This window comes from Bradyrhizobium sp. 6(2017) (assembly GCF_011058295.2).
Classification (GTDB): Bacteria; Pseudomonadota; Alphaproteobacteria; order Rhizobiales; family Xanthobacteraceae; genus Bradyrhizobium; species Bradyrhizobium septentrionale.
Genome location: NZ_CP049289.2, coordinates 4,225,788 through 4,251,860, shown reverse-complemented (window position 1 = coordinate 4,251,860; position 26,073 = coordinate 4,225,788). Strand labels below are relative to the sequence as shown.

Sequence of the window (26,073 nt, the reverse complement as noted above, 5' to 3'; positions counted from 1 at the left end):
ACGACCTCAGACGCGTTCGTAGAGCGTCACGACGCAGGCGCCGCCGAGGCCGAGATTGTGCTGCAGCCCGAGCCGCGCGCCTTCGACCTGGGTCGCCGCCGCGGTGCCGCGCAGCTGCCGCGTCAGCTCGTAGCACTGAGCGAGGCCGGTGGCGCCGAGCGGATGGCCCTTCGACAACAGGCCGCCTGAGGGATTGGTGACGAACTTGCCACCATAAGTATTGTCGCCGTCGTCGATGAACTTCGCGGCCTCGCCTTGGGCGCAAAGGCCGAGCCCTTCATAGGTGATCAGCTCGTTATGGGCGAAGCAGTCGTGCAGCTCGACAACGTTGAGATCTTTCGGCCCAATGCCGGCGGCTTCATAGACCTTCGTCGCGGCGTCGCGCGTCATGTCATAGCCGACCACCTGCATCATGTCGTCGGCACCGAAGGTCGACGGGGTGTCGGTGGTCATCGCCTGCGCCGCGATGCGGACCTGCTTGTTGAGCCCGTGCTGGTCGGCGAACTTCTCCGAGACCAGGATTGCGGCGGCGCCGCCGCAGGTCGGCGGGCACGCCATCAGCCGCGTCATCACGCCGGGCCAGATCACCTGGTCGTTCATCACGTCGTCTGCGGTGACCTCTTTGCGGAACAGCGCCAGCGGATTGTTCTTGGCATGGCGGCTCGCCTTGGCGCGCACTTTTGCAAACGCGGAGAGCGGCGTGCCGTATTTCTTCATGTGGCTCAAGCCGGCGCCGCCGAAATAGCGCAGCGCCAGCGGCACGCCGGGTGCATCGACCAGCTTGTCGGCCGCAGCGTCGAAATCGTCGAACGCGCTGGGCCGATCGGTGAACACGGCCCCTAACGCGCCGGGCTTCATCTGCTCGAAGCCGAGCGCCATCACGCAATCCGCCGCGCCTGACTCGATCGCCTGCCGCGCCAGGAACAGCGCGGTCGAACCGGTCGAGCAGTTGTTGTTGACGTTGACGATCGGGATCCCGGTCATGCCGACCGGATACAGCGCGCGCTGGCCGCAGGTGGAGTCGCCATAGACATAGCCGACATAGGCCTGCTGCACGCGGCCGTAGTCGAGGCCGGCGTCGGCGAGCGCGAGCCTGGCGGCCTCGGCGCCCATCACGTGATACGGCGCATTGGCGCCGGGCTTGACGAACGGGATCATGCCGACCCCGGCAACATAGGTGCGTGACGTCATCGCGTGTCCTCCCGAAACTTACCCGCTGGACTATTTATTACCCATGGGTAATATACGGCACCTCACGCAGAGTCAATGCGGCATCGGCTTCACGGTATCGGCCTCACATGGACGACGGACACATCCCCTCCTCCAGCCAGTCCCCCTGGCTGCCCTTCGAGAGCCGGCGCCGCGCCCGCGACGAGAAGCGCGAGGCGGTGCTGCGCGCCGCCGTGCAGCTGTTCCTCGAACAGGGCTATCACCGCGCCACGCTGAACGACGTCGCCAAGCGGCTCAACATCACCAAGCCCGCGCTCTACAATTACTTCCGCGGCAAGGACGAGATCCTGTTCGAGTGCTGGTCGATCGGCAACGAGCTGGTCGACGAATGCATTGCCGAGACCTCGGCCGGCAGCGGCAGCGGCCTTGCGAAGCTGCGCAAGCTGGTGGTCCGCTATGCCGAGCTGATGACCGAGGACTACGGCAAGAGCCTGGTCCGCTTCGACATCCGCGACCTCAGCGAGGACAATCGCAAGATCGTGCAGACGGCGAAGCGGCGGATCGACCGCGCCTTCCGCGACTACATCGTACAGGGTGTCGAGGACGGTTCGGTCAAACCGTGCGACCCGAAGCTCGCGGCGTTTGCGATCGCGGGCTCGCTGAACTGGATCGGCCACTGGTTCCAGCCCGGCGGTGAGTTGACCGGACGCGCCGTCGCCGAGGAATTCGCGATCCGCCTCACCGAGGGGATTGCCACGACATCAACGCGCAAAACAACGGCGCACAAAGCAGCCGTTCCAGCTGGAGAGAAGGCGGACAGACCGCCTCACAACGGAAACGCACCAAGGGAGGACGGAAGTGAACATCACACACGGGCTGCGGCGGGCGCTGCAGGTCAATCCAAACGGGCTCGCGGTCGTCTGCGGTGAGCGACGACGCAACTGGCGCGAGGTCGGCACCCGCGTCGCCCGCCTCGCCGCGGCGATCCGCGGCCTTGGCGCTGACAACGGCGACCGCGTCGCGATCCTGTCGCTGAACTCCGATCGTTATCTCGAGCTGTACCTTGCGGTCGGCTGGGCCGGCGCCGTGATCGTGCCGCTCAACATCCGCTGGAGCCCCCTCGAAAACGAGGACGCGCTGCGCGACTGCCGCGCCAAAATCCTGTTCGTCGACAAGGCCTTTGCACCGGTCGGCGCGACGCTCGCAACCACCATCCCCGGCCTCAAGCTGGTCTATGCCGATGAGGGCGAGACCCCCGCAGACATGGACAACTACGAGACGCTGATCGCGCGCAGCGAACCGATGGCGGACGCGATGCGCTCGCGCGACGATCTCGCCGGCATCTTCTACACCGGCGGCACCACCGGCCGCTCCAAGGGCGTAATGCTGAGCCACGGCAATCTGATGGCCAATGCGCTCAACGCGCTCGGCGAAGGCCTGTGGCCGGGCAGCACGATCTATCTGCACGCCGCACCGATGTTCCACCTCGCCAATGGCGCTGCGATGTATTCGGTGCTGCTGTCGGGCGGATCCAACGTCGTGATCCAGGGCTTTACGCCCGATGGCGTCGCCACTGCGATTCAGAAGGAGCGCGTCACCGACGTGCTGCTGGTGCCGACCATGATCCAGATGTTCGTCGATCACCCCACGCTCGGCACTTATGACCTGTCGTCGCTGAAGGGCATCTCCTACGGCGCTTCTGTGATCAGCGACGCCGTGCTGATGCGCGCCATGAAGGCGCTGCCGCATGTCGAATTCACGCAAGCTTATGGCATGACCGAACTGTCGCCGATCGCTACGATCCTGCACTGGAAGGAGCATATCGGCGACGGCCGCGCCAAGGGCCGACACCGCGGCGCCGGCCGCGCCACGCTTGGCGCTGAAGTGAAGATCGTCGATGCCGAAGACAAGGTCGTGCCGCTGGGCACCGTCGGCGAGATCGCGGTGCGCGGCGATATGGTGATGATGGGCTATTGGGAGCGGCCCGAGGAAACCGCGCGCGCCGTGATCGACGGCTGGATGCACACCGGCGACGGCGGCTACATGGACGAGGACGGCTTCGTCTACGTCGTCGACCGCGTCAAGGACATGATCATCTCCGGCGGCGAGAACGTCTATTCGGCTGAGGTCGAGAACGCCCTCGCTCAGCACCCCGCGGTGGCGCAATGCGCCGTGATCGGCATCCCGAGCGAGCGCTGGGGCGAGCAGGTGCACGCCGTCGTAGTGCTGAAGAGCGGCGCCGGCGCCACGCCGGAAGAGCTGATGGAGCACTGCAAGGCGCTGATCGCGGGCTACAAATGCCCGCGCAGCGTCGACATCACCGCAACCCCGCTGCCGCTCTCCGGCGCGGGAAAGATATTGAAGCGCGAGCTGCGCAAGCCGTATTGGGAGAACCGCGAGCGGCGGGTGAGCTGAGGCCGGCACGCGGGAATCGTAGGGTGGGTTAGCCAACGGGTCCGCGCGAAGCGCGGCCCGATGACAGGCTCCGCGTAACCCACCGACTTCGTGCCGCGAAAGACGGCGGGTTACGCCTTCCGCCACCGCTTGTTGAACGACCGCGTTCGCGGGCGGCTAACCCACCCTACGCAATGCATGGCGCCGCGCGGGCCTCAGGCGTTGACATCGGAGCATGCGGCCGATTGGATCAATTCCAGATTCAATCCAGCGAGTTCCGATGTCCGCACCTGATACCAATGCCGACGGCAAGCCCCGCCGCCTGATGCACCGCCGCTCCGTCGAATGTCTGGGCTATCTCCGCGACGACGGGCTGTGGGAGGTCGAGGCACGGCTGGTCGACACCAAGCCCTATGCGCGGCACGACAAGTATCGCGGCCAGCAGCAGCCGGAGGATCCCGTGCACGACATAAGGCTGCGGCTCGCGGTCGACGACAGCTTTACCATCCGCGAGACCGGCACCACGATGGCCTCGACGCCCTACCCGTCCTGCCTCGATGTCGAGGGTATCTTGCAGCGCCTGGTAGGCGAGCGCATCGGCAAGGGCTGGCGCGAGATTGTCAGGCGCAAGATCGGCAAGCTCGAAACCTGCACCCATCTCGCCGAGCTCTTGGGGCCGGCGGTAACGACGCTGTTCCAGACCGCGACCGCCGGCAAGGATCCGCAGGGCCGCGGCTCGCTCGATCACCAGCGCGACGCGACCGAGCCGCCGTTCTTCGTCGGCGGCTGCTATTCGTGGCGGCTGGACGGACCTGTCGTGGCCGAGACCTTTCCGCAATTCGCGACGAAGCCGGTCGAGGCGAAACAGGAATCGTAGGGTGGGTTAGCCAACGGGTCGGCGCGAAGCGCGGCCCGATGATAAACTCCGCGTAACCCACCACCTTACGCGCAACAAGGATGGTGGGTTACGCCTTGCACCATCGCTTGCCGAACGACCGCACTCGTGGGCGGCTAACCCACCCTACGAGATTTGCGCATTCACGCCGCCGCCGAATGCTCGACCACCGCCTGCGGCGGATTGCGGAAACCGATCGCGATCCGGTTGTAGGTGTTCATCAGTCCGATTGCGATGGTCAGGTCGACCAGCTGCTTCTCGTTGAACACCGCGCGCGCTGCCTGATAATCCGCGTCCGGGATCGCGGTCTCCGACACGCGCGTGACCGTCTCGGCCCAGGCCAGCGCTGCGCGCTCCTCGGCGTCGAACAGCGTCTCCGCCTCGCGCCAGACCTGCAGCAGCGCCAGCTTCTCGATCTTGACGCCCATTTTCTGCAGGCTGCGCGTGTGCATGTCGAGGCAGTAGGCGCAACCGTTGATCTGCGAGATGCGCAGATAGACCAGTTCGATCAGCGTCGCGGAGAGCCCGCTTTGCGTGATGTAGCCATAGACGCCGCCGAGCGCCTTGATGCCGGCGGGCGCGGCCTTGTTGTAATCGATCCGCATGCTCACTGCTTGTGTCCTTCCTTGTCGAAGACGGTCAGCGCCTTGTCGTTGCTGTCGACGACGAACACGGCAAGCCGCTTCGCCGGCTCGGTCGCGCTGGCGTTTCGGCCGAGCACATGATGCGCGCCGGGCGGCTCGAAGAAGCTGTCGCCAGCCCGATAGACGTGCGCCGCCTCGCCCTCCAGCTGGCTCTCGATCGCGCCCTGCAGAATGTAGACATAAAGGAAAGCCGACTTGGCATGATGATGCGGCGCCGACGGCTCGCCCGGCGGGAAATTCACCTCGACCGCGATCAGCGACTTGCCGGGAATGTTGGTAATTGCGTGCTCGAATTTCGGCGTCACCGATTGCGCCATCGCAGGGGTCGCAAGCGCGGCGCAGGCCAGCAGCGTCGTCCATAAGGTATTCATCATGTGCCTCCATTGCTGACAAATAAATGCGGGCGCACACGGCCAAAATGAAGCACCAAGAATGAACCGAATTGGTGTACCACGGGCCATGCCAAACCCGCTTCCCATCGCGCTCGACCGCTCGGCCAGGACGCCGCTGTCCGAGCAGATCCGCAAGGCGATTGCGGCGGCGATCGACAATGGCGTGCTGGTGCCGGGCGCCCGGCTGCCGTCATGGCTCGACCTCGCCGCCCAGCTCGGCGTCGCGCGCGGCACCGTGCGGGCGGCCTACGACAGACTGGCGGACGCGCAGCACATCGTGTCGTCGAAGGCGAACGGCACCACCGTCGCGATGCGGCCGAGGAAAGCGGCGAAGCCCGACGCGCCGGTCGTTCCCGGCTCGGTCGTGGAGATGTTTCAGGATTTGAGCGGTCAGGGCATCTTCCGGATGGGTGTCCCCGCGCAAGAGACCCTCCCCGCCAAGCTGCTGGCGCGAATCCGCGCACGCGCCGTGCGGGCGGAATTGAGCGCGGTGACGCGCACCATCGATCCGCGCGGCGAGATCGAACTCCGACGCGAGATCGCAGCGCATCTTGCGATCGCGCGCGGGATCGAATGCTCGCCGGCACAGATCGTCATCACGTCGGGCTTCAGCGGCGGCCTCGGCCTCGCGCTGGGGGTGCTCGGCCTCGAAGGCCGCCGCGCATGGCTGGAAGACCCGGGATTTCCTTTGACCCGGAAGGGCCTCGAGCTCGCTCGGCTCGAGCCGGTCCCGATCCCCGTCGATGCCAATGGCATCGATGTCGAGCACGGCCTGCGGCACGCACCCGACGCGGCGCTCGCGGTCGTGACGCCGGGACAGCAGGCGCCGCTCGGCCCGCCGCTGTCACTGGGGCGCCGCGCGCAGCTGCTGGACTGGGCCGCGCAGGCCGGCGCCTGGATCATCGAGGACGACTATCTCGGCGAGTTGCAGCTCGACGGCCGCGCCGCGCCCGCACTCGCCTCGCTCGATCCTGCCGGCCGCGTGATCCATCTCGGCTCGTTCAGCAAGACGATCTCGCCGACGCTTCGGCTCGGCTTCCTGGTTGCCCCTGAAGCGCTGGCGGCGCAGTTCGCCGACGTGGCGACGTGCCTCGCCCCTGCCCCCGGACCGGCGGTACAGCTTTCGACCGCGGAGTTCATGCGAGAGGGCCATTACATCCGCCATCTCCGACGAACCAAACGGGCCTATTGCGACAGCCGCGATGCGCTGACGGCTGCGCTGCGGACGTGGAGCAACGATGTGCGGGTTGCCGGCCTCGCGGTGATGCTGACGCTGCCGGACAAGGCCGACGATGTCGCAATCGCACGCGAGGCGCTCGCGCATGGGCTGGCGCCCGCCCCGCTCTCGCCCTGGTATGTCTCATCGAAGCGCGCGCAGCCCGGCCTGCTGCTCGGCATTGCAACGGTGCCCGATCGCGGCGTTCAGGCCGCCTGCAAGCGTCTGTTCGCGGCGATCCGCGCGCAAGACCGCACCCATGGCGCGCCGGCGTCACGCCGCGTCAGGAAGCCCGCAAGCCGGTAAGCGCGAGACTCAGCGCCCGCAGCCGCTTGCGCGCCTCGGCATCATAGGCCTGGGCATGGGCGCGCACCTCGCGCCTGCCGTCGAAGAACAGCCCGCTTTGGCCTGCGACATCGTCGTCATGGACCAGACGCAGGATGGCATCGCCGCCCTTTTCGACGGTCGAGATCGGCGTCGCGCCGCTGGCGCGCACCATCGTGGTGTTCATATAGGTCGCCGGGTGCAGCGCATTGACGGTCACGCCGGAGCCTTCGAGCTCCGCGGCAAGCTCGATGGTGAACATGATCTGCGACAGCTTGCTCTGCGCATAGGCGCGCGCGCCGCTATAGTTCTTCGTGATCATCACGTCGTCGAAATCGATCGGATGCTGGCCGAGCGAGGCGACATTGACGATGCGCGCCGGCGCACTCGCCTTGAGCCGCGGCAGCAGCAGATGCGCGAGCAAGAAGCCGGCGAGATAGTTCACCGCGAAGCGCAGCTCGTGGCCGTCCTTGCTGGTCTGCCGCGCCGGCCCCTCATTCTGCGAGCCGATACCGGCGTTGCTGATGAACACGTCGAGCCGCTCCTGATCGTCGAGCACCAGCTGGGCGAACTCGCGGACCTCGGCCAGTGAGGACAGATCGGCCTGATAGAACATCGGCTCGCGGCCACTGACCCGCTTGATCTCGTCGGCCAGGGTCTGCGCCCGCTTGGTATCGCGGCCGTGGATCAGCACCCGGGCGCCGGCGGAAGCCAGCTTCATCGCGACGTAGCGGCCGACGCCATCGGTGGAACCGGTGATCAGCACCGTCTTGCCTGCCATATTCATCGAAATTGCCTTTCGATCGTACGCCCAGCGCTGCCACCGAAGATAAAGGCCCCTTGCGGACATTGCCATGGCATGCCACGCCGCCGGCGGCGCCAAAACGGCGTCCATCATGGTTGGCCCAGGGCCTCCCGCTCCATGGTCACCCAGAGCGGCCGCATGGCCCATTGGGCAGTCGCGCATCTGCTCGGCCTCCTGGTTCCTGACGCGCCGCAGGCGGCGCTCATCGACGTGATGGTTCGGGATTTTATCACCAAACACGACCTCATCCCCGCAGAAAGATGGCCCCAAGGGCGTTGCTGACCAGTGCAAATACGATGCCTGCATGGTCAGCTTGTCGCGCGACCTGCAGTCGCGCGGCGCCGCGCCGCGCGTCAAGGTGAATGCGTTCTGATATCGTCGAGATGAACGACAAGGCCAGGATCGGCAAGGGTCGGAAAGGATCGGCAGGGATCGAAATGTCCTCGACCATTCCAGACCGGATTTTGCGGAAGGCTCCCTCGCTGGAGCCGTACGGCATGCTCCTGCTGTTCGGCGTGCTCACCGCGCTGCCGATCATCCTGACGGTTCGTCTGGTTGAGCCCGCACTCGTGCTGCCCGCGCTCAGCCTGTTGTTGTTCGCTGAGGCAGCCATTACCGCGATGGCCGCGTGCGTGATCCACGTGCGCAGCAGCGCGGCGAACCTCACGCTGTGGGATTTTGCCGGGGCGTTCACCTTCATGGGGTGCGCGGCGGCGATCCTCGGCGAGCCGGATCAGGCGGCGCTGTTCTTCGAGGAACAGGCCGCGCTGCGTCGGTAACGCGACCGTAATCCCAGGCCGGGCCCCTCTGGCAGCCACAAGCTGCGATGTCGGACTGGAACTCAGTTGGAGTGGCCCTGCTTCGACCCGCGACGTGACCAGCGTCGTGGCGGATTTTCCGTCCGCATGACGGCAACAGCCGGCGTCGTCGAACCGGTCCACTCCCCGACCTCAAGGGGAGCATGATCCATGTCCGACCTGTTTTCACTCGACGCCCTCAGCGCATTGCTGCAAGTCGTGGTCATCGACCTCGTGCTGGCCGGCGACAACGCCGTCGTGATCGGCCTTGCCGCGGCCGGCCTGCCGCAGAAGCAACGCGGCAAGGCGATCCTGATCGGCATCGGCGCCGCCACGCTGCTGCGCATCCTGTTCGCCCTTGTCACCACACAACTGATGCAGATCGTCGGCCTGCTATTGGCTGGCGGCATCCTGCTGATGTGGGTGTGCTGGAAGATGTGGCGCGAGCTGCGCGCCACCGAACACGAGACCACGACCGCGCATGGCGGGACCGAGGCGCCGCGCAAGACGCTGCTGCAGGCGACGACCCAGATCATCGTCGCCGACGTCTCGATGTCGCTCGACAACGTGCTGGCCGTGGCAGGTGCGGCGCGCGAGCAGCCGATCGTGCTGGTGTTCGGGCTCGCGCTCTCGATCGCGATGATGGGCGCGGCCGCCAGCTTCATCGCAAAACTGCTGCAGAACCATCGCTGGATCGCCTATGTCGGCCTGGCCGTGATCTTGTACGTCGCCATCGACATGACGGTGCGCGGCGCGTCCGAGATCGCGAAGGTCGCGCCGGCGTGAGGCTGAAGGCAAAACGGCGGGCCTCATGGCCCGCCGTTCCTAGTTCGACAGCGCATGCTGCCTCAGTGAATTTCCGCCGAGCGCTTCAGCGCTTCCTTCAACTTCTCGAGCGTGAAATCCTTGCTGCGCGCGATGTCCAGGATCGGGGTCTCGCGGCGGCCGCAGAGCTCGGCGGCTTCCGGCAGCTTGGCCGCGATCTCGTGGGGGATCACGATCGCGCCGTGGCTGTCGGCGTGGATCAGATCGTCGGAGCGCACCGTCATGCCGGCGACACGGACCTCACCGCCGAAGCTCTCGGCATGTACCCAGGCGTGTGAAGGGCCGATCGAGCCGGCCAGCGCCTGGAAGCCCGGGGCCCATTGCGGGATGTCGCGGATCGAGCCGTCGGTGATGACGCCGAGGCAGCCGAGCGCCTTGTGTACGGCGCTCTGCACCTCGCCCCAGAACGCGCCGTAGCCGACATCGGGCCCGTCGATATCCTGGATCACGGAGATGCGCGGACCGAAGCCGGTGCCGACATATTCGTAATATTCGATGCGGCGCTTCGACTGCTCCTCGGCCGAGAGGCCGGACTTCAGCACCGAGCGGATCGCGACCGTGCGCGCATAGCCGACGATCGGCGGCAGCGTCGGGAACGGGCAGACCAGCGGCTTCACGGTGTAGCCGATCAGACGGCGCTCCGGCGCGACGATCTCCATCGCGTTGCAGATCGTCGGCGTGTCGTAGCGCGCCAACGCTTCAAGGACGGAGGCAGGAAGCGGGGCGGAAGCGGATGTCGTCACGGCGTTTCTCTCCTGATTTTTGGCGTTCGCTGGCCGGTCTTAGGCCTATAGCCGAGATCGGCGGCGAACCCAACCGAGCCACGCTCATGGCTGATATTTGGGAGAGAGCGAACGAACTTCATACCCGTCACCCTGAGGAGGCCGCACAGCGGCCGTCTCGAAGGGTCGACGGCCCCGCTGGTGGCCGTGCATACTTCGAGACGCGCTACGCGCTCCTCCGGCGACAAAGGCGAAGCCTTTGCGCGAGGATGACGGGGCAGGCAGATGTGTCAGTGCAAATGCGTCGGACGATCGTCCCGGTCACTCTCCGCGGCCGGTGCCGCGTAGGGCGCGGCAGCAGATGCCGGCGCGGCTGCACCCGCCGCCTGCGTCTGCGCGGCGAGGCTGCGCTCCTGGTCTCGATAGGACTTCCAGCCCCAGGGCAGGCTGATCAGATACAGCACCGAGCCGGCCGACAGGATGTGCCAGGGATAGCCGATCAACAGCGCCACGAAGAACACCACGGCGACGAACACCGGCAGCACCATCTCCGGCGGCACGCGCATCTTCACGGTCTTGCCGGAGAACACCGGCAGCCGCGATACCATCAGGAACGCGATCAAGAGCGTGTAGAACGCGGTCAGCGTCGCCGGCGGCATCGGCACGCCGAGGAAGGCGAGATAGATCGGCAGCAGCACGGTAATCGCGCCGGCCGGCGCCGGCACGCCGGTGAAATAATTGGCGGCGAAGGCCGGCTTGTTCGGATCGTCGATCGAGGCGTTGAAGCGCGCCAGCCGCAGGCCGCCGGAGATCGCGAACACCATCGCGGCGATCCAGCCGCCATTGTTCAGTTCATGCAGCGTCCAGAAATACAGGATCAGGCCCGGCGCGACGCCGAAATTGACGAAGTCGGCCAGGCTGTCGAGCTCGGCGCCGAATTTCGACTGGCCCTTGATCAGGCGCGCGACGCGGCCGTCGATGCCGTCGAGGATCGCGGCGAACACGATGGCGGCGACCGCAAGCTCCATCCGCCCTTCCGTCGACAGCCGGATCGCCGTGAGGCCGGCGCAGATCGCCAGCAGCGTGATCATGTTCGGCACGAGCATTCGCACCGGAATCGGGCGGAACCGCCGGCGGCGAAACTCGGTGGAATTGGGATCGGATGGCATCATGCTTGGTAATATAGCAAGCATGGCCCGGCTCCGCCATTGCACCGGGAACCAGCCGATAAAGCTGGGGAAACAGAGTTAATCGGCGCGGTAGGTGCGGCCCGGATCGGCGCCGCGGAAATCCGCCAAGATCGTCTCGCCGGCAACCGCGGTCTGGCCCTCGGAGACCAAAGCCTTGGTGCCCTCGGGCAGATAGACGTCGAGCCGCGAGCCGAAGCGGATCAGGCCGAAGCGCTCGCCGGCGCCGATCGACTGGCCTTCCTTGACGAAGCAGACGATGCGGCGCGCCACCAGGCCCGCGATCTGGACCACGCCGATGCGCCCGTTGGCGGTCGAGATGACAAGCGAATTGCGCTCATTGTCCTCGCTCGCCTTGTCGAGCTCGGCATTGATGAACGCGCCGGGCCGATAGGCGATGCGGTCGATGCGGCCGACCACTGGGCTACGGTTCACATGGCAGTTGAACACGCTCATGAAGACCGAGACGCGCGGCAAAGGCTTATCGCCGAGGCCGAGTTCGGCCGGCGGCAGCGCCTGCACCACCATCGAGACGCGGCCATCGGCTGGCGACACCACGATGCCGTCGCGCAGCGGCGTCACGCGGACGGGATCGCGGAAGAACAGCGCGCACCAGACCGTGAGCAGCGTGCCGATCCAGCCCAGCGGGGTCCAGATCCAGAACAGGATCAAGCTCGCCAGCGCGAATCCGCCGATGAAGGGATACCCCTCGGGGTGGATCGGCGGGATCTGCGCGCGGATGGAATTGGCGATCGACATCAAAGCTCGCTTGCGTTTCCCCGCCCGGTTTGGCGGGAGAGGCCCTAAAGCGCGATGGGATCATCGCTCTTTAGTTGGTTGTTTAAGCATGATCTTTTCGGAAAACCGCTTCGCACTTTTCCGGATCATGCCCTAAATCGACTATTCCGCGGCGGTCGGCAAGGGCTTCTCACCCGCAACCGGGGTGGAATCGTCAGAGGATTCGGTGACCGGCGGCGGCGGGCGATTCGGCGCCGGGCCATCGTCATCGACCTGGGCGAGCCGTTCGCGGGCCTCCTCGGCCTCGCGCTGCCGGTTCCACATGCTGGCGTAGAGGCCGCCGCCGGCCAAAAGCCGGGCATGGGTGCCGCGCTCGGCGATCCGGCCCTGGTCCAGCACGATGATCTCGTCGGCGCCGACGATGGTCGAGAGCCGATGCGCGATCACCAGCGAGGTGCGGTTGCGCGACACCCGCTCCAGCGCGCCCTGGATCTCGTGCTCGGTGTGGCTGTCGAGCGCAGACGTCGCCTCGTCCAGCACCAGGATCGGCGGCGCCTTCAGCACCGTGCGCGCGATCGCGACGCGCTGCTTCTCGCCGCCGGAGAGCTTTAAGCCGCGCTCGCCGACCTGGGTCTCATAGCCCTGCGGCGACATCCGGATGAAGCCGTCGATCTGCGCCAGCCGTGCCGCCTCCTCGACCTCCTCATTGCTGGCGTCCCAGCGGCCATAGCGGATGTTGTAGCGGATGGTGTCGTTGAACAGCACGGTGTCCTGCGGCACCATGCCGATCGCCGATCGCAGCGAGGCCTGCGTCACTGTCTTGATGTCCTGCCCGTCGATCAGGATGCGGCCGCTCGAAACGTCGTAGAGCCGGAACAGCAGCCGCGAGATCGTCGACTTGCCGGCGCCGGAGGGACCGACGATCGCGACCGTCTTGCCGGCCGGTACCTCGAAGCTCAGACCTTTAAGGATCGCCCGGTCGGGCTCGTAGGCGAAGCGGACATCCTCGAAGCGCACACTGCCTGTGGACACCGCAAGCGGCTTGGCGCCCGGCAAATCCTTGACCTCGGGATTGCGCTCCAGCACGTCGAACATCTTCTCGATGTCGATGATCGCCTGCTTGATCTCGCGATAGACCATGCCCATGAAATTCAAGGGCTGGTAGAGCTGGATCATCATCGAATTGATCAGCACGAAATCGCCGACGGTGTGGGTGCCGTTGCGGATGCCAAACGCGCACATCAGCATGGTCGCGGTCAGGCCCGCGGTGAAGATGATCGCCTGCCCGGTGTTGAGCACCGCAAGCGAGGTATAGGTCTTCACGCTGGCCTGCTCGTAGCGCTCCATCGAGCGGTCGTAGCGGCTGGCCTCGCGTTCCTCGGCGCCGAAATACTTCACCGTCTCGTAGTTGAGCAGCGAGTCGATCGCCTTGGTGTTCGCCTCGGTATCGGAATCGTTCATCTTGCGGCGGATCTCGATCCGCCACTCGGTCGCAATGTAGGTGAAGTACATGAACACGACGACGGTCAGCAGCACGGCGAGCACATAGCGCCAGTCGAACTGCCAGAGCAGCACCGCAGCCAGCAGCGCGACCTCGACGATGGTCGGGATCAGCTGCAGGATCACCATCCGCACGATGGTCTCGATGCCGGAGCGGCCGCGCTCCAGCACGCGGGTCAGGCCGCCGGTCTTGCGCTCGAGATGGAAGCGCAGCGACAATTCGTGCATGTGCACGAAGGTGATGTAGGCGAGCCGCCGCACCGCATGCATCGCGACGCGGGCGAAAATGCCGTCGCGCCACTGCGTCAGCACCGCCATGATGATGCGCACCGCGCCGTAGCTGATCGTCATCAGCACCGGAGAGGCGATCAGCCACACCACCCAGTTCGAGGCCGCGACCGGCGCCGAGCCCGTGCCGTTCAGCGCGTCGATCGCCCATTTGAAGGTGAACGGCACCGACAGCGTCGCGAGCTTGGCGAACAGCAGCAGCACCACCGACCAGATCACGCGCGTCTTCAGATCGGCGCGATCGCCCGGCCAGATATAGGGCCAGAGATGAACGAGGGTGCCGACCAGCGTCCCCTTCTCGACGGCCGGCGCCGCGGCCGCGGGCGCTGCAGCAGCGGTCACATGAGGTTGCGGCGGCACCATCAGGAGCCCGCCCGCGCCAGGAGGGTAACGAAGAGCACTGCCATGCCGGCGCGGCGGTCCGCTGCCACAGCTTTTCCACGATTTGCCATTGTGCTCGTCATATAGATCGTTTGAATGTCGCGTACAGGCTTATGGCGAAATTTGTTCGCGATTCGCGGGAATTTACGGGATTTTTTGACCCTCAATCCCCATATGCGAGTCTTGACCCTGTTTACGCTGCAGTGCCACAAGGAACGTATGAACCAAATCAAGACTGTCTGTGTTTATTGCGGCTCCGGCCCCGGTAACAATCCCCGCTTCATCGAAGCTGCCATCGCGCTCGGCAAGAGCTTTGCCGAAAACAATGTGCGCCTGGTCTATGGCGGCGGCTCGATCGGCCTGATGGGCGCGGTGGCAAAATCCACCCTCGACCATGGCGGCTCGGTCACCGGCATCATTCCCGAATTCCTGCGCGCGCGCGAGAACGCGCTGACCTCAGTTCAGGAGATGATCGTCACACCCGACATGCATGAACGCAAGCGGCTGATGTTCGAGCGCTCGGATGCGTTCGTGGCGCTACCCGGCGGCATCGGCACGCTGGAGGAGCTGGTCGAGCAATTGACCTGGCAGCAGCTCGGCCGTCACCACAAGCCGATCCTGCTCGCCAACATCGACAACTTCTGGGAACCCCTGCTCTCGCTGCTGAGCCACATGCGCACGACCGAATTCATCCGCGCGACGCTTCCGATCAACGTGCTGATGGCCGACCGCGTCGACGATATCCTGCCGCGGCTCCGTTCCGCGGTGGCTGGAAAGCCGGCGGCCGCGAAGGAACTCGCGCCGGAAGTGGCGCGGCGGCTGTAACGTCTCGGGCTCGCAGCTCCTACACCGTCATGCTGAGGAGGCCGCGCGGCGGCCGTCTCGAAGCACGACGGCCCAACTGTGGCCGTGCATCCTTCGAGACGCGTTACGCGCTCCTCAGGATGACGGGTCGGGATAATCGAACGCCTGATTTAAACTCACTCGCTCGGAAACGTCACGGCCTCGATGCGGTTGCCGTCGGGGTCGAGGACGAAGGCGGCGTAGTAGCGCACCCGGTCGTGCGGGCGCAGGCCGGGGGCGCCATCGGATAAGCCGCCGGAGGCCAGCGCGGCGGCATGGAAGGCATCGACCTCGGCGGTGGTCTTGGCGCGCAGGCAGATATGGCTGCCGCTCTCATGCGCGACCTGCGCCATCGTGGCGCGCAGATTGATCCAGAATTCGGGATAGGCCTTGCCGAAGCCGATCGTCGCCGGCCGCGTGACCACACGGGTCAGGCCGAGCGCGGCCAGCGTCGGTTCGTAGAACCGCGCGGCGCGCTCGAGATCGCGGACGCCGACGGAGACGTGGTCGATCATGCAAGCGCCCTCCTCGTTATGCTGTCATTCCGGGGCGATGCGAAGCATCGAACTATGATGTGCAATTGCACATCTGAGAATCTCGAGATTCTCAGGTGCGCAATTGCGAACCATAGTTCGCGTCTTCAACGCGCCCCGGAATGACGGCCTAGCCACTCACACCGGCGCGCCCGACTTCACCAGCTTGTAGACCAATGAATCCATCAGCGCCTGGAACGAGGCGTCGATGATGTTGGGCGACACGCCGACCGTAGTCCAGCTGTCACCGGTCTCGTCCTCGCTCTCGATCAGCACGCGCGTGACCGCCTCGGAGCCGCCATTGAGGATACGCACGCGGTAATCGATCAGCTTCAGCCCGTCGATATATTTCTGGTACTTGCCGAGATCCTTGCGCAGCGCCACGTCGAGCGCATTGACCGGACCGTTGCCTTCGGCGGCCGAGATCAGCCGCTCGCCGTCGACGTCGACCTTCACCACCGCGAGCGCCACCGTGACGCGCTGGCCGTTGGCGTTGTAGCGCTGCTCGACATTAACGTCGAACTGCTCGACCTTGAAATATTCCGGCACCTTGCCGAGCGTGCGCCGCGCCAGGAGCTCGAACGAGGCGTTGGCGGATTCATAGGCGAAGCCGGCGGCCTCGCGCTCCTTCAGCTCCTCGACCAGACGGGTCAGCCGCGGATCGCCCTTGTCATAGACGATGCCGGCGCGGTCGAGTTCGGCCATCACGTTGGAGCGGCCCGCCTGGTCGGAGACCAGCACCTTGCGGTGGTTGCCGACCAACTCCGGCAGCACGTGCTCGTAGGTCTGCGGATCCTTCATGACCGCGGAGGCATGGATGCCGGTCTTGGTGACGAAGGCGCTCTCGCCGACATAGGCCGCATGGCGATTGGGCGCGCGGTTCAGCATGTCGTCGAGCGTGCGCGACACCTTCATCAGTGTCGCCATCTTCTCCGCGGTGACGCCGATCTCGAACTTCTCGGCAAACTCCTGCTTCAGCTTCAAGGTCGGGATCAGCGAGCAGAGATTGGCGTTGCCGCAGCGCTCGCCGAGGCCGTTGAGCGTGCCCTGGATCTGCCGCGCGCCGGCGCGCACCGCGGCGAGCGAATTGGCCACCGCCTGCTCGGTGTCATTATGGGCGTGGATGCCGACATGGGCGCCCGGCACATGCTTGATCACGTCGCCGACGATGGTCTCGACCTCATGCGGCATGGTGCCGCCATTGGTATCGCACAGCACCACCCAGCGCGCGCCGGCCTCATAGGCCGCTTTCGCGCAGGCGAGCGCATAGTCGCGGTTCTCCTTGTAGCCGTCGAAGAAATGCTCGCAGTCGACCATCACCTCGCGGCCGAGCGCCTTCGCAGCCGCGACGCTGTCGCGGATCGAGGCGAGGTTCTCCTCGTTGGTGGTCTCGAGTGCGACGCGGACCTGGTAGGCGGAGGATTTTGCGACGAAGCAGATCGCGTCCGCCCTGGCCTCGAGGATGGCGGCAAGCCCCGGATCGTTCGACGCCGAGCGGCCCGGCCGCCGCGTCATGCCGAAGGCGGTGAAGCGCGCATGGTCGAAGACCGGCTTCCTGCTGAAGAACTCGCTGTCGGTCGGATTGGCGCCGGGATAGCCGCCCTCGACATAGTCGATGCCGAGCTGGTCGAGCATCGCCGCGATCACCTGCTTGTCCTGCAGCGTGAAATCGACGCCGTTGGTCTGCGCACCGTCGCGCAGCGTGGTGTCGAACAGATAGAGGCGTTCGCGGCTCATGCGTGGCCTCCCGGCGTCGCGACACCGTCGAGCGTCTTCTGCATCGTGGTGTTGGCGAGCCATTCGTCGTTGACGGTGACTGTATTGCGCTGCTGCGCGACGTAGCCGCGCTTGCGGAAGAATTCCAGCGCGGTGTCGCTGGCGTCGACCTTCAGGGCCTTGGTGCCGCGGGCGCTCGCGATCTTCTCCAGCGCGTCGCACAGCGCGCTGCCCGCACCCTGCCCCACCGCGCTCGGATGCACATAGAGCATGTCGATGTGATCGGCCCCCTTCAGCGAGGCGAAGCCGACCGGCGCGCCCTGCAATGTCGCGATCAGCGTCAGCTGCCCGGCGAGCTTCTTGCCGAAGGCCTCCTCGTCGTCGGCGGCCCCCGCCCAGGCTTCCTGCTGCGCCTCGCTGTAATCGTCGCCGGTCAGGTCCATGATCGAGGCCGTGAAGATCGCCGCCAGCAGCGGCGCGTCGTCGGGCAGATACGGGCGCAATGCGGGTGCGGAGCGGCTCATCGCGCAACCTCCCAGGTGGTCATCGGCTTGCCGTCGGCGTCCTTGCCATCCTTGATCACCACGCCCATCGCGGCGAGTTGATCGCGTATCCGGTCGGACTCCTTGAAGTCCTTGCGCGCGCGCGCCGCGGTGCGCTCGGCGAGCAGCGCCTCGACGGCGGCAGCATCGACGCCGCTCGCCTGCTGCTTGCGCCCCTCCCACGCGGCCGCGCTCTCCGACAGGAAGCCGAGCAGCCGGAGCGAACCGGCAAACTCCTTGCGGCTCTGCTCGCTCGCCGACGCGGCGTTGCGGAGGCCATGCAGCACCGCGATCGCCTGCGCCGTGTTGAGGTCGTCGTAAAGCGCCTCGACCATCGCCGGCGATGGCGCGCCGGGCTCGGCATCGGCCGCAACCGCATACCAGTCGTCGAGCGTTCGCGCGGCCTCCTCCGCGCTTTTGAGCGTCCAGTCGAGCGGCGAGCGGTAATGCGTCCGCAACATGCTGAGCCGCAGCACTTCGCCCGGCCAATCGGCCAGGAGATCGCGGATCGTGAAGAAGTTGCCGAGCGACTTCGACATCTTCTCGCTTTCGATCTGCAGGAAGCCGTTGTGCATCCAGACATTGGCCATGCGGTCGGAGTTGAACGCGCAGCAGGTCTGTGCGAGCTCGTTCTCATGGTGCGGGAACACCAGGTCGATGCCGCCGCCATGGATGTCGAACTTCTCGCCGAGATGCTTCCAGGCCATCGCCGAGCACTCGATGTGCCAGCCGGGCCGGCCCTCGACCGCGATGCCTGATGGCGACGGCCATGACGGCTCGCCCGGCTTGGACGGCTTCCACAGCACGAAGTCGGTGTTGTCGCGCTTGTAAGGCGCGACATCGACGCGGGCGCCGGCGATCATCTCGTCGAGCGAACGCTTCGACAGCGCACCGTAGCGCGGCAGCTCCGAATTGGCCGCGTTCATAGCCTGCGGCGAGAACAGCACGTGATCCTCGGCGACATAGGCAAAGCCGCCGGCGACCAGTCTCTCGATGATCGCGCGCATCTCCGGGATGTGCTCGGTGGCGCGCGGCTGCACCGTGGGCGGCAAGCAGCCCAGCGCCGTGACGTCGTCCTGGTATTGCTGATAGGTCTGCTCGGTGACCTTGCGGATCGCCTCGTTCAGCGGCACGCCGGGATAATCCCGCGCGGCACGGACGTTGATCTTGTCGTCGACGTCGGTGACGTTCCGGACATAGGTCACGTGGCCGGCGCCATAGCGATGGCGCAGCATGCGGAACAGCACGTCGAAAACAACAGCGGCGCGGCCGTTGCCGATATGGGCGAAGTCATAGACCGTCGGTCCGCAGGCATACATGCGGACGTTATTGGCATCGAGCGGCACGAACGGCCGCTTCTCCCGGGTCAACGTGTCGTAAAGGCGCAATTCCATGGATCACCTGTCCTCGCGGCCGGGCGTCCAGTGATCTCAGGGTGATTGAGAAAAGACGGCCTCAGCCAGCGAATCGCTAGCTAATAATCTCGCGGCAAATGCTGCAGATGGCGAGGTGGCCGTTCATGGTTCCATCCTGTCTCATGCCCCCTGCATGGCGTCAAGGGGCTGTTTTCGGGCGATTTGCAGCGCCCGGGGCGGGCCAAAATCACGCCAACGCCCTCATGGTTAATCATTATTGAGCATTTGGGCGTATCGGGAGGGCCAGCGGATTCCCCGCCATTTTCACTGGTGCACCATGCGGCCCATTTCAGCATTGATTGCCTGCACGTTCTTCCTTGTCTCCTCGGCCGCGCTAGCCGACAGCCGCGTCTTCATCATCGCCAACCAGGCCGACGGCTACGGCATCGACCAATGTCTGGCGCGCGGCGACCGCTGCGGCGCCTCCGCCGCCCGCGCCTATTGCCAGTCACGCGATTTTGCGCAGGCCACCAATTACCGCCGCGTCGATCCGGACGAGATCACCGGCGCGGTTCCGCACGCCGCGAACGAGAAATGCAGCGGCAATGTCTGTGGCGAATACGTCGCCATCACCTGCCAGCGCTGAGGCCGCGGCAAGCCGCTGGTCAAGCGGGGTTATTGCCACACCGGCGCCCCGGAAACGACGTGACGCTGCCCCGAGAAACGGCTATTGCAAGCGGCTTGGCCGCGCGCTTTGGCGTTGATCGCCGCGCGGCGTCGTTTTAATGGCCGGATATGCCCAATAGCCCCTGTTCTCGCTTCTCTCGCTGGCTTCTGACCGGCGCCGTGCTGGCCGGCATCGCCCTGCCAGCCACGGGCGCCTTCGCGCAGGTGCCCCCGGGCCCGCCTGGCCCGGCCCCCCAGGGCGCGCAGGCAAATCCGCAAGCCAATCCGATGTGCGGACGGCTCGAAGGCCAGCTGGCGGCGATTGATCGTGGCGGCGGCACCGGCGATCCGGCCAAGGACGAGCAAATCCGCCGCTATCAGGATGCGGCCACAAGGCAGCAGGGCGAGCTCGATCGCGTGACGGCGCAGGCCCGGCGCATGGGCTGCGACAGTTCCGGCTTCTTTTCGCTCTTCAATAACAACTCGGCGCAGTGCGGTCCGGTCAACACCCAGATCCAGCAGATGCGCGCCAATCTCGACCAGATCACCTCGAATCTGGAGCGGCTGCGCTCCGGCGGACTCGGCGGCGCCGACCGCGAGAACCAGCGCCGCTCAGTGCTGACCGCGCTCGCGCAGAACAATTGCGGCCCGCAATATGCCGCGGCGGCGCGCGGCCCCGGCAATTTTATCGAGAACCTGTTCGGCGGCGGCCAAAACAATCCCAATCCGCTGCCCCCGCCCGACGCGCAATATGGCGCGCAGTCCGGCACCTTCCGCACGGTCTGCGTCCGCACCTGCGACGGCGCCTATTTCCCGATCTCGTTCGCGACCTCGCAGGCACGCTTCGGCGCCGACGAGCAAATTTGCAAGGCGCAGTGCCCTGCCGCGGAAGCCAGCCTGTTCACCTACCGGAATCCCGGCGAGGACATCAACCAGGCGGTCTCGATCAACGGCCAGTCCTACTCGTCGCTGCCGAACGCCTTCAAGTACCGCACCGAGTTCAACCCGTCCTGCTCCTGCAAGCCGGCCGGCCAGAGCTGGGCGGAGGCGCTGAAGGCCGTCGACGACAAGGCGTCCGCCGAGCAGCAGGGCGACATCATCGTCACTGAGGAGAGCGCGCGGAAGATGCAGCAGCGGGCTCAGACCAAGGCTGCCGCCGGCAAGAAGGGTGCGCCGGCCGCGGCAGCGCCGCAGCAGCCTGCCGCCGCTGACGCCACGGCGCCGGCCGCGCCCGCGAGCGACGGCCAGATCCGCACCGTCGGACCGACCTTTATTCCGCAGAAGAAGCAGTAAGGTTTACCCCTCGAACGCTTCGGCCGACGCGCGCGAGGTGCGGGTCACCAGCTTGTCGTCGGGCTCCGGCAAGGCCTGGCCGAAATCGCGGAAGCGGTTGGTGATGGGATAGCGGCGGTCGCGGCCGAAATTCTTGCGCGTTACCTTCACGCCCGGCGCGGCCTGCCGCCGCTTGTATTCGGCGATGTTGAGCAGGCGATCGATGCGGGTCACCACGTCGCGGTCGAAGCCGGCGGCGATGATGGTCGCAAGCGGCTCCTCGCGCTCCACCAGCCGCTCGAGGATCGCATCCAGCACGTCATAGGGCGGCAGCGAATCCTGGTCGGTCTGGTTCTCGCGCAACTCCGCGGTCGGCGGCCGGATGATGATGTTGACCGGAATCACCTCGCCCGACGGTCCCAGTGCGCCGTCCGGCTTCCAGGCATTGCGCAGGCTCGACAGGCGGAACACCTCGGTCTTGTAGATGTCCTTGATCGGGTTGAAGCCGCCGTTCATGTCGCCGTAAAGCGTGGCGTAGCCGACCGACATTTCCGACTTGTTGCCTGTCGTCACCACCATGGCGCCGGTCTTGTTGGAGATCGCCATCAACAGCGTGCCGCGGGCGCGCGCCTGCAGATTCTCCTCGGTGATGTCGCGCTCCAGCCCCTTGAACACCGGCGCGAGAATCGCCTCGAACCCGTTGACGGCGTCGGCGATCGGCAGCACCTCGTAGCGGATGCCGAGCGCGGTCGCGAGCATGGCGGCATCGTCGAGCGAAACCTGCGCGGTGTAGCGGAACGGCAGCATCACGCCGCGCACCTTGTCGGCGCCGAGCGCATCGACCGCGATCGCCGCGCACAGCGCCGAGTCGATGCCGCCGGAGACGCCGAGCAGCACGCCGGGAAAGCCATTCTTGCGGACATAGTCGCGCAGCCCGAGCACACAGGCCGCGTAGTCGGCCTTGTCGCCCTCGAGCTGCGGCGTGATCGGCCCGTTGCAGCGCCAGCCGTCCGCCGTCTTGCGCCAGATCAGCGTCGTGATGTTCTCCTCGAACGCCGGCAGCTGCGCTGCCACCGAAAGATCGGCATTCAGCGCAAACGAGGCGCCGTCGAAGATCAATTCGTCCTGGCCGCCCATCTCGTTGAGATAGATCAGCGGCAGCCCGCTCTCGGTGACGCGCGCGACCACGATCGAGAGACGCAGATCAGCCTTGTCGCGGGCATAGGGCGAGCCGTTCGGCACGATCAGGATCTCGGCGCCGGTCTCGGCGAGGCACTCGACGACGTTCTCGTATTCCTCCGACTCCTCGAGCCAGATGTCCTCGCAGATCGGCACGCCGATGCGAACGCCGCGCACCGTCACCGGGCCCGATGCCGGGCCGCGCGCGAACAGCCGCTTCTCGTCGAACACGCCATAGTTCGGCAGATTGGCCTTGTAGCGCAGCGCGGCGATGCGGCCCTCGTCGAGCAACGCGCAGGCATTGTAGAGCTTGCCGTCCTCGACCCAGGGCGTGCCGATCAGCATGGCCGGGCCGCCATCGGCGGTTTCGCGCGCCAGTTCCTCGATCGCGGCGCGGCAGGCCGACTGGAACGCCGGCTTGAGCACCAGATCCTCCGGCGGATAGCCGGCGACGAACAGCTCCGACAGCACCACAAGGTCGGCGCCGTCTGCCTTGGCCTTCTCGCGCGCGGCACGCGCCTTCGCGGCGTTGCCGGTGACGTCACCGACCGTCGGATTGAGTTGCGCCAGGGTGATCTTGATCTGTTGTTCGCTCATATCGTCATGTTGTCCCGCACAAGGGCAAACTTCAATGGTCGTCCGGTCATGGTGCGATTGCAGAAATCGCACCATGTCGGGGGCTGGTCAGGGCGCAAGCTCGGCTCTGACCTCGCCGAGCAGCGCCATACCACCCAACCGGCCCAATTCGTCCGAACATTTCGCGCTCTTGCCGTAGCAGCAGAATGCGACCGTCACCCGCTCGGAAAGTGGTCCGATGCAGGGCAAGCCCGTGTCGCCAAAGGTGGTCATGCACGGCACCACGCGGCGTTCCTCGAACCTGAGGTCGCTGATACGGGCAAGGATCTGCTCTTGCAGGTGATCAGCAACGTCAACCGATCCGCCCGATCGGAACCAGTCCTTGATGTCAGCCTCGCTGTCGAGCGCAATGTCGACCGGATCACCGCCGAGCTTCAACCAGGTCTGGCCGTCCGGATAGAGGATCGGCGGCAGGATATAGGGATTGTCGCCCTTGGGCCCCAGACAACGCATCGATGGCATTCCGGCGAGGCGCTGGACCTCCGCCGCACCGAGCCGAAACAGCGCCGCGGTGCGCGCATAGACCGTGAATCCCAGCGAGCGACCAAGCAACGACTGGGTGTGCCCGCCTGCCGCGACGAGAACGCGCTCGGCCTCGACGCTCCTCGATCGCGTCCGGATCGTCACGCCGGAGCCGTTCTCCGAAATCCCCAGCGCAACTTCGTCGATAATCCGCGCGCCTGCCCGCTCCGCCGCGATCGTCTGCGCCCGGACCAGGCGGCGCGGTGAGATGTATCCGGCATTGCGCGGCTCGAAAAAGCCCTGCATTCCCGCGGTTGATTTGAGATACGGAAATCGCTCGGCGAGCCCCGCATCACGAAATTCTTCGCAAGCGATCCCGTCTTCGGCGCAGATCGTGCCGACCGATGCGACATCGGTGGTTTGGCTGTTGCCGACGTGAAGCGCACCGGCTTCGCGGTAGAATTCGACACCGCTCTCAGCGGAAATCTCGCCGTAGCGCGAAATCGCAGCGCGGTTCGCCTGCCGCCAGAACGCTCCCGGATCGTAGGTCCGCGTGATGCGGCCTTCATCGTAATGGCTGCCAAAGACGCCGCTGTGCTGCGAAAAATCGGCCGGCTCATCGGGCCCGATCAGTGCAACGTCGTGGCCCATTTTGGCCAGATGTCGCGCAGCCGCCGATCCGATCAGACCGCGTCCGATCACCGCAAGCTTGATCGCCTTGTTGGCGCTCACGATGACCTCCTACGCCTTGCCGTTCCGGATCATGGTCAGACTCAGAACGCCCCCATGCGCTCGGCGAGAGCGAACAGCCAGAACACCCCGGCCATCACCAGCGCGACGCCGACCGCGGCCGAGCCCATGTCCTTGACCCGGCCGATCTGCGGATCGTGATCCATGGTCAGGCGGTCGGAGAGCTTCTCGATCGCGGTGTTGAGCAGCTCGATCACCAGCACCAGCACCACAGTCGCGACCAGTTCGACCCGGCGCATCACGGTGGCGCCGACCAGCCAGGCCAGCGGCAGCGACAGCACGAGCGCCACCACCTCCTCGCGAATCGCCTGCTCCGAGCGAATGGCGAACGCCAGCCCGTTGCGCGAGTTGATGGTGGCCCGCCAGAACCTCAGCAAGTCACTGTCCCCAAGTCACCTGCCCCAAATCACAACCCCGCAGCGGCCGGCATCGGTTTGACCTTGCCGGCGCGCTCCTGCTTCAGCAGTTCGGCGATCAGGAAGGCCATGTCGATCGACTGTTCGGCGTTGAGACGGGGATCGCAGACCGTGTGGTAGCGGTCGTTGAGATCCTCATCGGTGATGGCGCGGGCGCCGCCGATGCATTCGGTGACGTCCTGCCCGGTCATCTCCAGATGCACGCCGCCGGCATGGGTGCCCTCGGCGGCATGGGCCTGGAAGAACGACTTCACCTCCGACAGCACGCGGTCGAACGGCCGGGTCTTGTAGCCCGAGGTCGAGGTGATGGTGTTGCCGTGCATCGGATCGCACGACCACACCACGACGCGCCCTTCCCGCTGCACGGCGCGGATCAGGCCCGGCAGATGGTCGCCGACCTTGTCGGCGCCGAAGCGGTTGATCAGCGTCAGCCGTCCCGGCTCGTTGTCGGGGTTGAGGATGTCGATCAGCTTCAACAGCTCGTCCGGCTTCAGCGACGGGCCGCATTTCAGGCCGATCGGGTTCTTGATGCCGCGGAAATATTCGACATGGCCGTGATCGAGCTGCCGGGTGCGGTCGCCGATCCAGATCATGTGGCCGGAGGTCGCGTACCAGTCGCCGGTGGTGGAATCGACCCGCGTCATCGCCTGCTCGTAGCCGAGCAGCAGCGCCTCGTGGCTGGTGTAGAAATCGGTGGCGCGCAGCTCGGGATGGCTCTCGAGGTCGAGGCCGCAGGCGCGCATGAAGTTCAGCGCATCCGAGATGCGGTCGGCCAGCTCCTTGTAGCGGCGGGACTGCGGCGAATCCTTCAGGAAGCCGAGCATCCATTGATGCACGCTGCCGAGATTGGCGAAGCCGCCGGTGGCGAAGGCGCGCAGCAGGTTCAGCGTCGCGGCCGACTGCCGGTAGGCCATCAGCTGGCGCTGCGGATCGGGGATGCGCGCTTCCGGCGTGAAGGCGATGTCGTTGACGATGTCGCCGCGATAGCTCGGCAGCTCGATGTCGCCCTGCTTCTCGGTCGGCGACGAGCGCGGCTTTGCAAATTGACCGGCGATGCGGCCGACCTTCACCACCGGCAGCGCGCCGGCATAGGTCAGCACGACCGCCATCTGCAGCAGCACGCGGAAGAAGTCGCGGATGTTGTTGGCACCATGCTCGGCGAAGCTCTCGGCGCAGTCGCCGCCCTGCAACAGGAAGGCCTCGCCGGCGGCGACCCGCCCCAGTGCCTTCTTCAGGCTGCGCGCCTCGCCGGCGAACACCAGCGGCGGAAAGGTCGCAAGCTGGGCCTCGACATCGGCCAATGCCTTGGCATCGGGATAATCGGGCACCTGCAGCACCTTCTTGGCGCGCCAGCTATCGGGTGTCCACCGCTCGGACATGAGGTCAACTCCTGAGCAAAAACCGCGACTTAATCGACGGGAAAGC

At 65.9% G+C, this 26,073-nt stretch carries 25 protein-coding genes; 9 read left to right on the top strand and 16 right to left on the bottom strand.

Going from position 1 to position 26,073, the window contains the following annotated elements:
• Positions 1-6: 6 nt before the first annotated feature.
• Positions 7-1,191, bottom strand: a complete 1,185-nt coding sequence (locus G6P99_RS19670) for a lipid-transfer protein (protein ID WP_165123200.1) — start codon at positions 1,189-1,191, stop codon at positions 7-9.
• 107 nt (positions 1,192-1,298) lie between these two features.
• Between G6P99_RS19670 and G6P99_RS19665 the strand changes: the two genes are divergently transcribed.
• From G6P99_RS19665 to G6P99_RS19655, 3 genes are all read left to right on the top strand, one after another.
• Positions 1,299-2,099: a TetR/AcrR family transcriptional regulator gene (locus tag G6P99_RS19665; RefSeq protein ID WP_029078571.1), complete on the top strand. Its 801-nt coding sequence runs from the start codon at positions 1,299-1,301 to the stop codon at positions 2,097-2,099.
• Positions 2,029-3,585, top strand: a complete 1,557-nt coding sequence (locus G6P99_RS19660; protein ID WP_029078570.1) for an acyl-CoA synthetase — start codon at positions 2,029-2,031, stop codon at positions 3,583-3,585. The genes G6P99_RS19665 and G6P99_RS19660 overlap by 71 nt, the downstream gene beginning before the upstream one ends.
• A 259-nt stretch (positions 3,586-3,844) precedes the next feature.
• The gene (locus tag G6P99_RS19655; RefSeq protein WP_051346022.1) at positions 3,845-4,441 is read left to right on the top strand and encodes a DUF2889 domain-containing protein; all 597 of its coding nucleotides are present in this window, start codon (positions 3,845-3,847) and stop codon (positions 4,439-4,441) included.
• 161 nt (positions 4,442-4,602) lie between these two features.
• On the opposite strand, the gene G6P99_RS19650 is transcribed toward G6P99_RS19655, so the two are convergent.
• Complete coding sequence (locus G6P99_RS19650) at positions 4,603-5,070, bottom strand: carboxymuconolactone decarboxylase family protein (RefSeq protein WP_029078569.1); 468 nt, start codon at positions 5,068-5,070, stop codon at positions 4,603-4,605.
• The gene (locus tag G6P99_RS19645) at positions 5,067-5,474 is read right to left on the bottom strand and encodes a cupin domain-containing protein (RefSeq protein WP_084518308.1); all 408 of its coding nucleotides are present in this window, start codon (positions 5,472-5,474) and stop codon (positions 5,067-5,069) included. The genes G6P99_RS19650 and G6P99_RS19645 overlap by 4 nt, the downstream gene beginning before the upstream one ends.
• 88 nt (positions 5,475-5,562) lie before the next feature.
• Here G6P99_RS19645 and G6P99_RS19640 point away from each other — a divergent pair, with 88 nt between their 5' ends.
• On the top strand, positions 5,563-7,017 hold the full coding sequence (locus G6P99_RS19640) for a PLP-dependent aminotransferase family protein (protein WP_029078567.1): 1,455 nt from the start codon (positions 5,563-5,565) through the stop codon (positions 7,015-7,017).
• Here the strand turns inward: G6P99_RS19640 and G6P99_RS19635 are convergent.
• On the bottom strand, positions 6,995-7,822 hold the full coding sequence (locus G6P99_RS19635; RefSeq protein WP_029078566.1) for an SDR family NAD(P)-dependent oxidoreductase: 828 nt from the start codon (positions 7,820-7,822) through the stop codon (positions 6,995-6,997). The two genes, G6P99_RS19640 and G6P99_RS19635, sit on opposite strands and share 23 nt — an antisense overlap.
• 401 nt (positions 7,823-8,223) lie before the next feature.
• Between G6P99_RS19635 and G6P99_RS19630 the strand changes: the two genes are divergently transcribed.
• Positions 8,224-8,619 (top strand): hypothetical protein, encoded by a 396-nt coding sequence (locus G6P99_RS19630; RefSeq protein ID WP_245284525.1) that lies wholly within the window; start codon positions 8,224-8,226, stop codon positions 8,617-8,619.
• Positions 8,620-8,808: 189 nt separating this feature from the next.
• The gene (locus tag G6P99_RS19625; protein WP_029078563.1) at positions 8,809-9,423 is read left to right on the top strand and encodes a TerC family protein; all 615 of its coding nucleotides are present in this window, start codon (positions 8,809-8,811) and stop codon (positions 9,421-9,423) included.
• A 62-nt stretch (positions 9,424-9,485) separates the two neighbouring features.
• Here G6P99_RS19625 and G6P99_RS19620 read toward each other — a convergent pair whose 3' ends face one another.
• The 4 genes from G6P99_RS19620 to G6P99_RS19605 form a co-directional block, all read right to left on the bottom strand.
• On the bottom strand, positions 9,486-10,205 hold the full coding sequence (locus G6P99_RS19620) for an RraA family protein (RefSeq protein WP_029078562.1): 720 nt from the start codon (positions 10,203-10,205) through the stop codon (positions 9,486-9,488).
• 269 nt (positions 10,206-10,474) lie between these two features.
• Positions 10,475-11,353, bottom strand: a complete 879-nt coding sequence (pssA, locus tag G6P99_RS19615) for a CDP-diacylglycerol--serine O-phosphatidyltransferase (protein ID WP_029078561.1) — start codon at positions 11,351-11,353, stop codon at positions 10,475-10,477.
• A 78-nt stretch (positions 11,354-11,431) separates the two neighbouring features.
• On the bottom strand, positions 11,432-12,130 hold the full coding sequence (locus G6P99_RS19610; RefSeq protein WP_029078560.1) for a phosphatidylserine decarboxylase: 699 nt from the start codon (positions 12,128-12,130) through the stop codon (positions 11,432-11,434).
• A 141-nt stretch (positions 12,131-12,271) separates the two neighbouring features.
• Positions 12,272-14,260 (bottom strand): ABCB family ABC transporter ATP-binding protein/permease, encoded by a 1,989-nt coding sequence (locus G6P99_RS19605; RefSeq protein ID WP_029078559.1) that lies wholly within the window; start codon positions 14,258-14,260, stop codon positions 12,272-12,274.
• A gap of 237 nt (positions 14,261-14,497) precedes the next feature.
• Here G6P99_RS19605 and G6P99_RS19600 point away from each other — a divergent pair, with 237 nt between their 5' ends.
• Positions 14,498-15,103 carry a TIGR00730 family Rossman fold protein gene (locus G6P99_RS19600; protein WP_029078558.1) on the top strand — a complete coding sequence of 202 codons (606 nt, stop codon included), beginning with the start codon at positions 14,498-14,500 and terminating at the stop codon, positions 15,101-15,103.
• Positions 15,104-15,258: 155 nt separating this feature from the next.
• Here the strand turns inward: G6P99_RS19600 and G6P99_RS19595 are convergent, their stop codons facing one another.
• The 4 genes from G6P99_RS19595 to cysS all read right to left on the bottom strand — a co-directional run bounded on the left by G6P99_RS19595 (position 15,259) and on the right by cysS (position 19,306).
• Positions 15,259-15,636, bottom strand: a complete 378-nt coding sequence (locus tag G6P99_RS19595; RefSeq protein WP_029078557.1) for a VOC family protein — start codon at positions 15,634-15,636, stop codon at positions 15,259-15,261.
• Positions 15,637-15,792: 156 nt separating this feature from the next.
• A complete protein-coding gene (gene cimA / locus G6P99_RS19590; RefSeq protein WP_029078556.1) occupies positions 15,793-17,391 on the bottom strand; it encodes a citramalate synthase in 1,599 nt (532 codons plus the stop codon).
• On the bottom strand, positions 17,388-17,894 hold the full coding sequence (locus tag G6P99_RS19585) for a GNAT family N-acetyltransferase (protein ID WP_029078555.1): 507 nt from the start codon (positions 17,892-17,894) through the stop codon (positions 17,388-17,390). The genes cimA and G6P99_RS19585 overlap by 4 nt, the downstream gene beginning before the upstream one ends.
• Positions 17,891-19,306: a cysteine--tRNA ligase gene (gene cysS / locus G6P99_RS19580; RefSeq protein WP_029078554.1), complete on the bottom strand. Its 1,416-nt coding sequence runs from the start codon at positions 19,304-19,306 to the stop codon at positions 17,891-17,893. Before cysS ends, G6P99_RS19585 begins: the two co-directional genes overlap by 4 nt.
• Positions 19,307-19,604: 298 nt before the next feature.
• Between cysS and G6P99_RS19575 the strand changes: the two genes are divergently transcribed.
• Both G6P99_RS19575 and G6P99_RS19570 read left to right on the top strand, forming a co-directional pair.
• The gene (locus G6P99_RS19575; protein WP_029078553.1) at positions 19,605-19,913 is read left to right on the top strand and encodes a hypothetical protein; all 309 of its coding nucleotides are present in this window, start codon (positions 19,605-19,607) and stop codon (positions 19,911-19,913) included.
• 149 nt (positions 19,914-20,062) lie between these two features.
• Positions 20,063-21,226 (top strand): DUF2865 domain-containing protein, encoded by a 1,164-nt coding sequence (locus G6P99_RS19570; RefSeq protein WP_029078552.1) that lies wholly within the window; start codon positions 20,063-20,065, stop codon positions 21,224-21,226.
• A 3-nt stretch (positions 21,227-21,229) separates the two neighbouring features.
• On the opposite strand, the gene G6P99_RS19565 is transcribed toward G6P99_RS19570, so the two are convergent.
• From G6P99_RS19565 to G6P99_RS19550, 4 genes are all read right to left on the bottom strand, one after another.
• Entirely contained in the window at positions 21,230-22,981 is a 1,752-nt protein-coding gene (locus G6P99_RS19565) for an NAD+ synthase (RefSeq protein WP_165123198.1), read from the bottom strand.
• 87 nt (positions 22,982-23,068) lie between these two features.
• Entirely contained in the window at positions 23,069-24,214 is a 1,146-nt protein-coding gene (locus tag G6P99_RS19560) for an NAD(P)/FAD-dependent oxidoreductase (RefSeq protein ID WP_035976207.1), read from the bottom strand.
• A gap of 41 nt (positions 24,215-24,255) precedes the next feature.
• A complete protein-coding gene (locus G6P99_RS19555; RefSeq protein WP_165123196.1) occupies positions 24,256-24,609 on the bottom strand; it encodes a diacylglycerol kinase in 354 nt (117 codons plus the stop codon).
• Between the two features lie 29 nt (positions 24,610-24,638).
• The gene (locus G6P99_RS19550) at positions 24,639-26,027 is read right to left on the bottom strand and encodes a class II 3-deoxy-7-phosphoheptulonate synthase (protein WP_029078548.1); all 1,389 of its coding nucleotides are present in this window, start codon (positions 26,025-26,027) and stop codon (positions 24,639-24,641) included.
• Between the last annotated feature and the right edge of the window lie 46 nt (positions 26,028-26,073).

Coding starts and splice junctions, on each gene's coding strand:
- G6P99_RS19670 (WP_165123200.1), bottom strand. CDS start 1,191: ATGACGTCACGCACCTATGTTGCCGGGGTCGGCATGATCCCGTTCGTC.
- G6P99_RS19665 (WP_029078571.1), top strand. CDS start 1,299: ATGGACGACGGACACATCCCCTCCTCCAGCCAGTCCCCCTGGCTGCCC.
- G6P99_RS19655 (WP_051346022.1), top strand. CDS start 3,845: ATGTCCGCACCTGATACCAATGCCGACGGCAAGCCCCGCCGCCTGATG.
- G6P99_RS19645 (WP_084518308.1), bottom strand. CDS start 5,474: ATGAATACCTTATGGACGACGCTGCTGGCCTGCGCCGCGCTTGCGACC.
- G6P99_RS19640 (WP_029078567.1), top strand. CDS start 5,563: ATGCCAAACCCGCTTCCCATCGCGCTCGACCGCTCGGCCAGGACGCCG.
- G6P99_RS19635 (WP_029078566.1), bottom strand. CDS start 7,822: ATGAATATGGCAGGCAAGACGGTGCTGATCACCGGTTCCACCGATGGC.
- G6P99_RS19630 (WP_245284525.1), top strand. CDS start 8,224: ATGAACGACAAGGCCAGGATCGGCAAGGGTCGGAAAGGATCGGCAGGG.
- G6P99_RS19625 (WP_029078563.1), top strand. CDS start 8,809: ATGTCCGACCTGTTTTCACTCGACGCCCTCAGCGCATTGCTGCAAGTC.
- pssA (WP_029078561.1), bottom strand. CDS start 11,353: ATGCCATCCGATCCCAATTCCACCGAGTTTCGCCGCCGGCGGTTCCGC.
- G6P99_RS19610 (WP_029078560.1), bottom strand. CDS start 12,130: ATGTCGATCGCCAATTCCATCCGCGCGCAGATCCCGCCGATCCACCCC.
- G6P99_RS19605 (WP_029078559.1), bottom strand. CDS start 14,260: ATGGTGCCGCCGCAACCTCATGTGACCGCTGCTGCAGCGCCCGCGGCC.
- G6P99_RS19600 (WP_029078558.1), top strand. CDS start 14,498: ATGAACCAAATCAAGACTGTCTGTGTTTATTGCGGCTCCGGCCCCGGT.
- G6P99_RS19595 (WP_029078557.1), bottom strand. CDS start 15,636: ATGATCGACCACGTCTCCGTCGGCGTCCGCGATCTCGAGCGCGCCGCG.
- cimA (WP_029078556.1), bottom strand. CDS start 17,391: ATGAGCCGCGAACGCCTCTATCTGTTCGACACCACGCTGCGCGACGGT.
- G6P99_RS19585 (WP_029078555.1), bottom strand. CDS start 17,894: ATGAGCCGCTCCGCACCCGCATTGCGCCCGTATCTGCCCGACGACGCG.
- cysS (WP_029078554.1), bottom strand. CDS start 19,306: ATGGAATTGCGCCTTTACGACACGTTGACCCGGGAGAAGCGGCCGTTC.
- G6P99_RS19575 (WP_029078553.1), top strand. CDS start 19,605: ATGCGGCCCATTTCAGCATTGATTGCCTGCACGTTCTTCCTTGTCTCC.
- G6P99_RS19570 (WP_029078552.1), top strand. CDS start 20,063: ATGCCCAATAGCCCCTGTTCTCGCTTCTCTCGCTGGCTTCTGACCGGC.
- G6P99_RS19565 (WP_165123198.1), bottom strand. CDS start 22,981: ATGAGCGAACAACAGATCAAGATCACCCTGGCGCAACTCAATCCGACG.
- G6P99_RS19550 (WP_029078548.1), bottom strand. CDS start 26,027: ATGTCCGAGCGGTGGACACCCGATAGCTGGCGCGCCAAGAAGGTGCTG.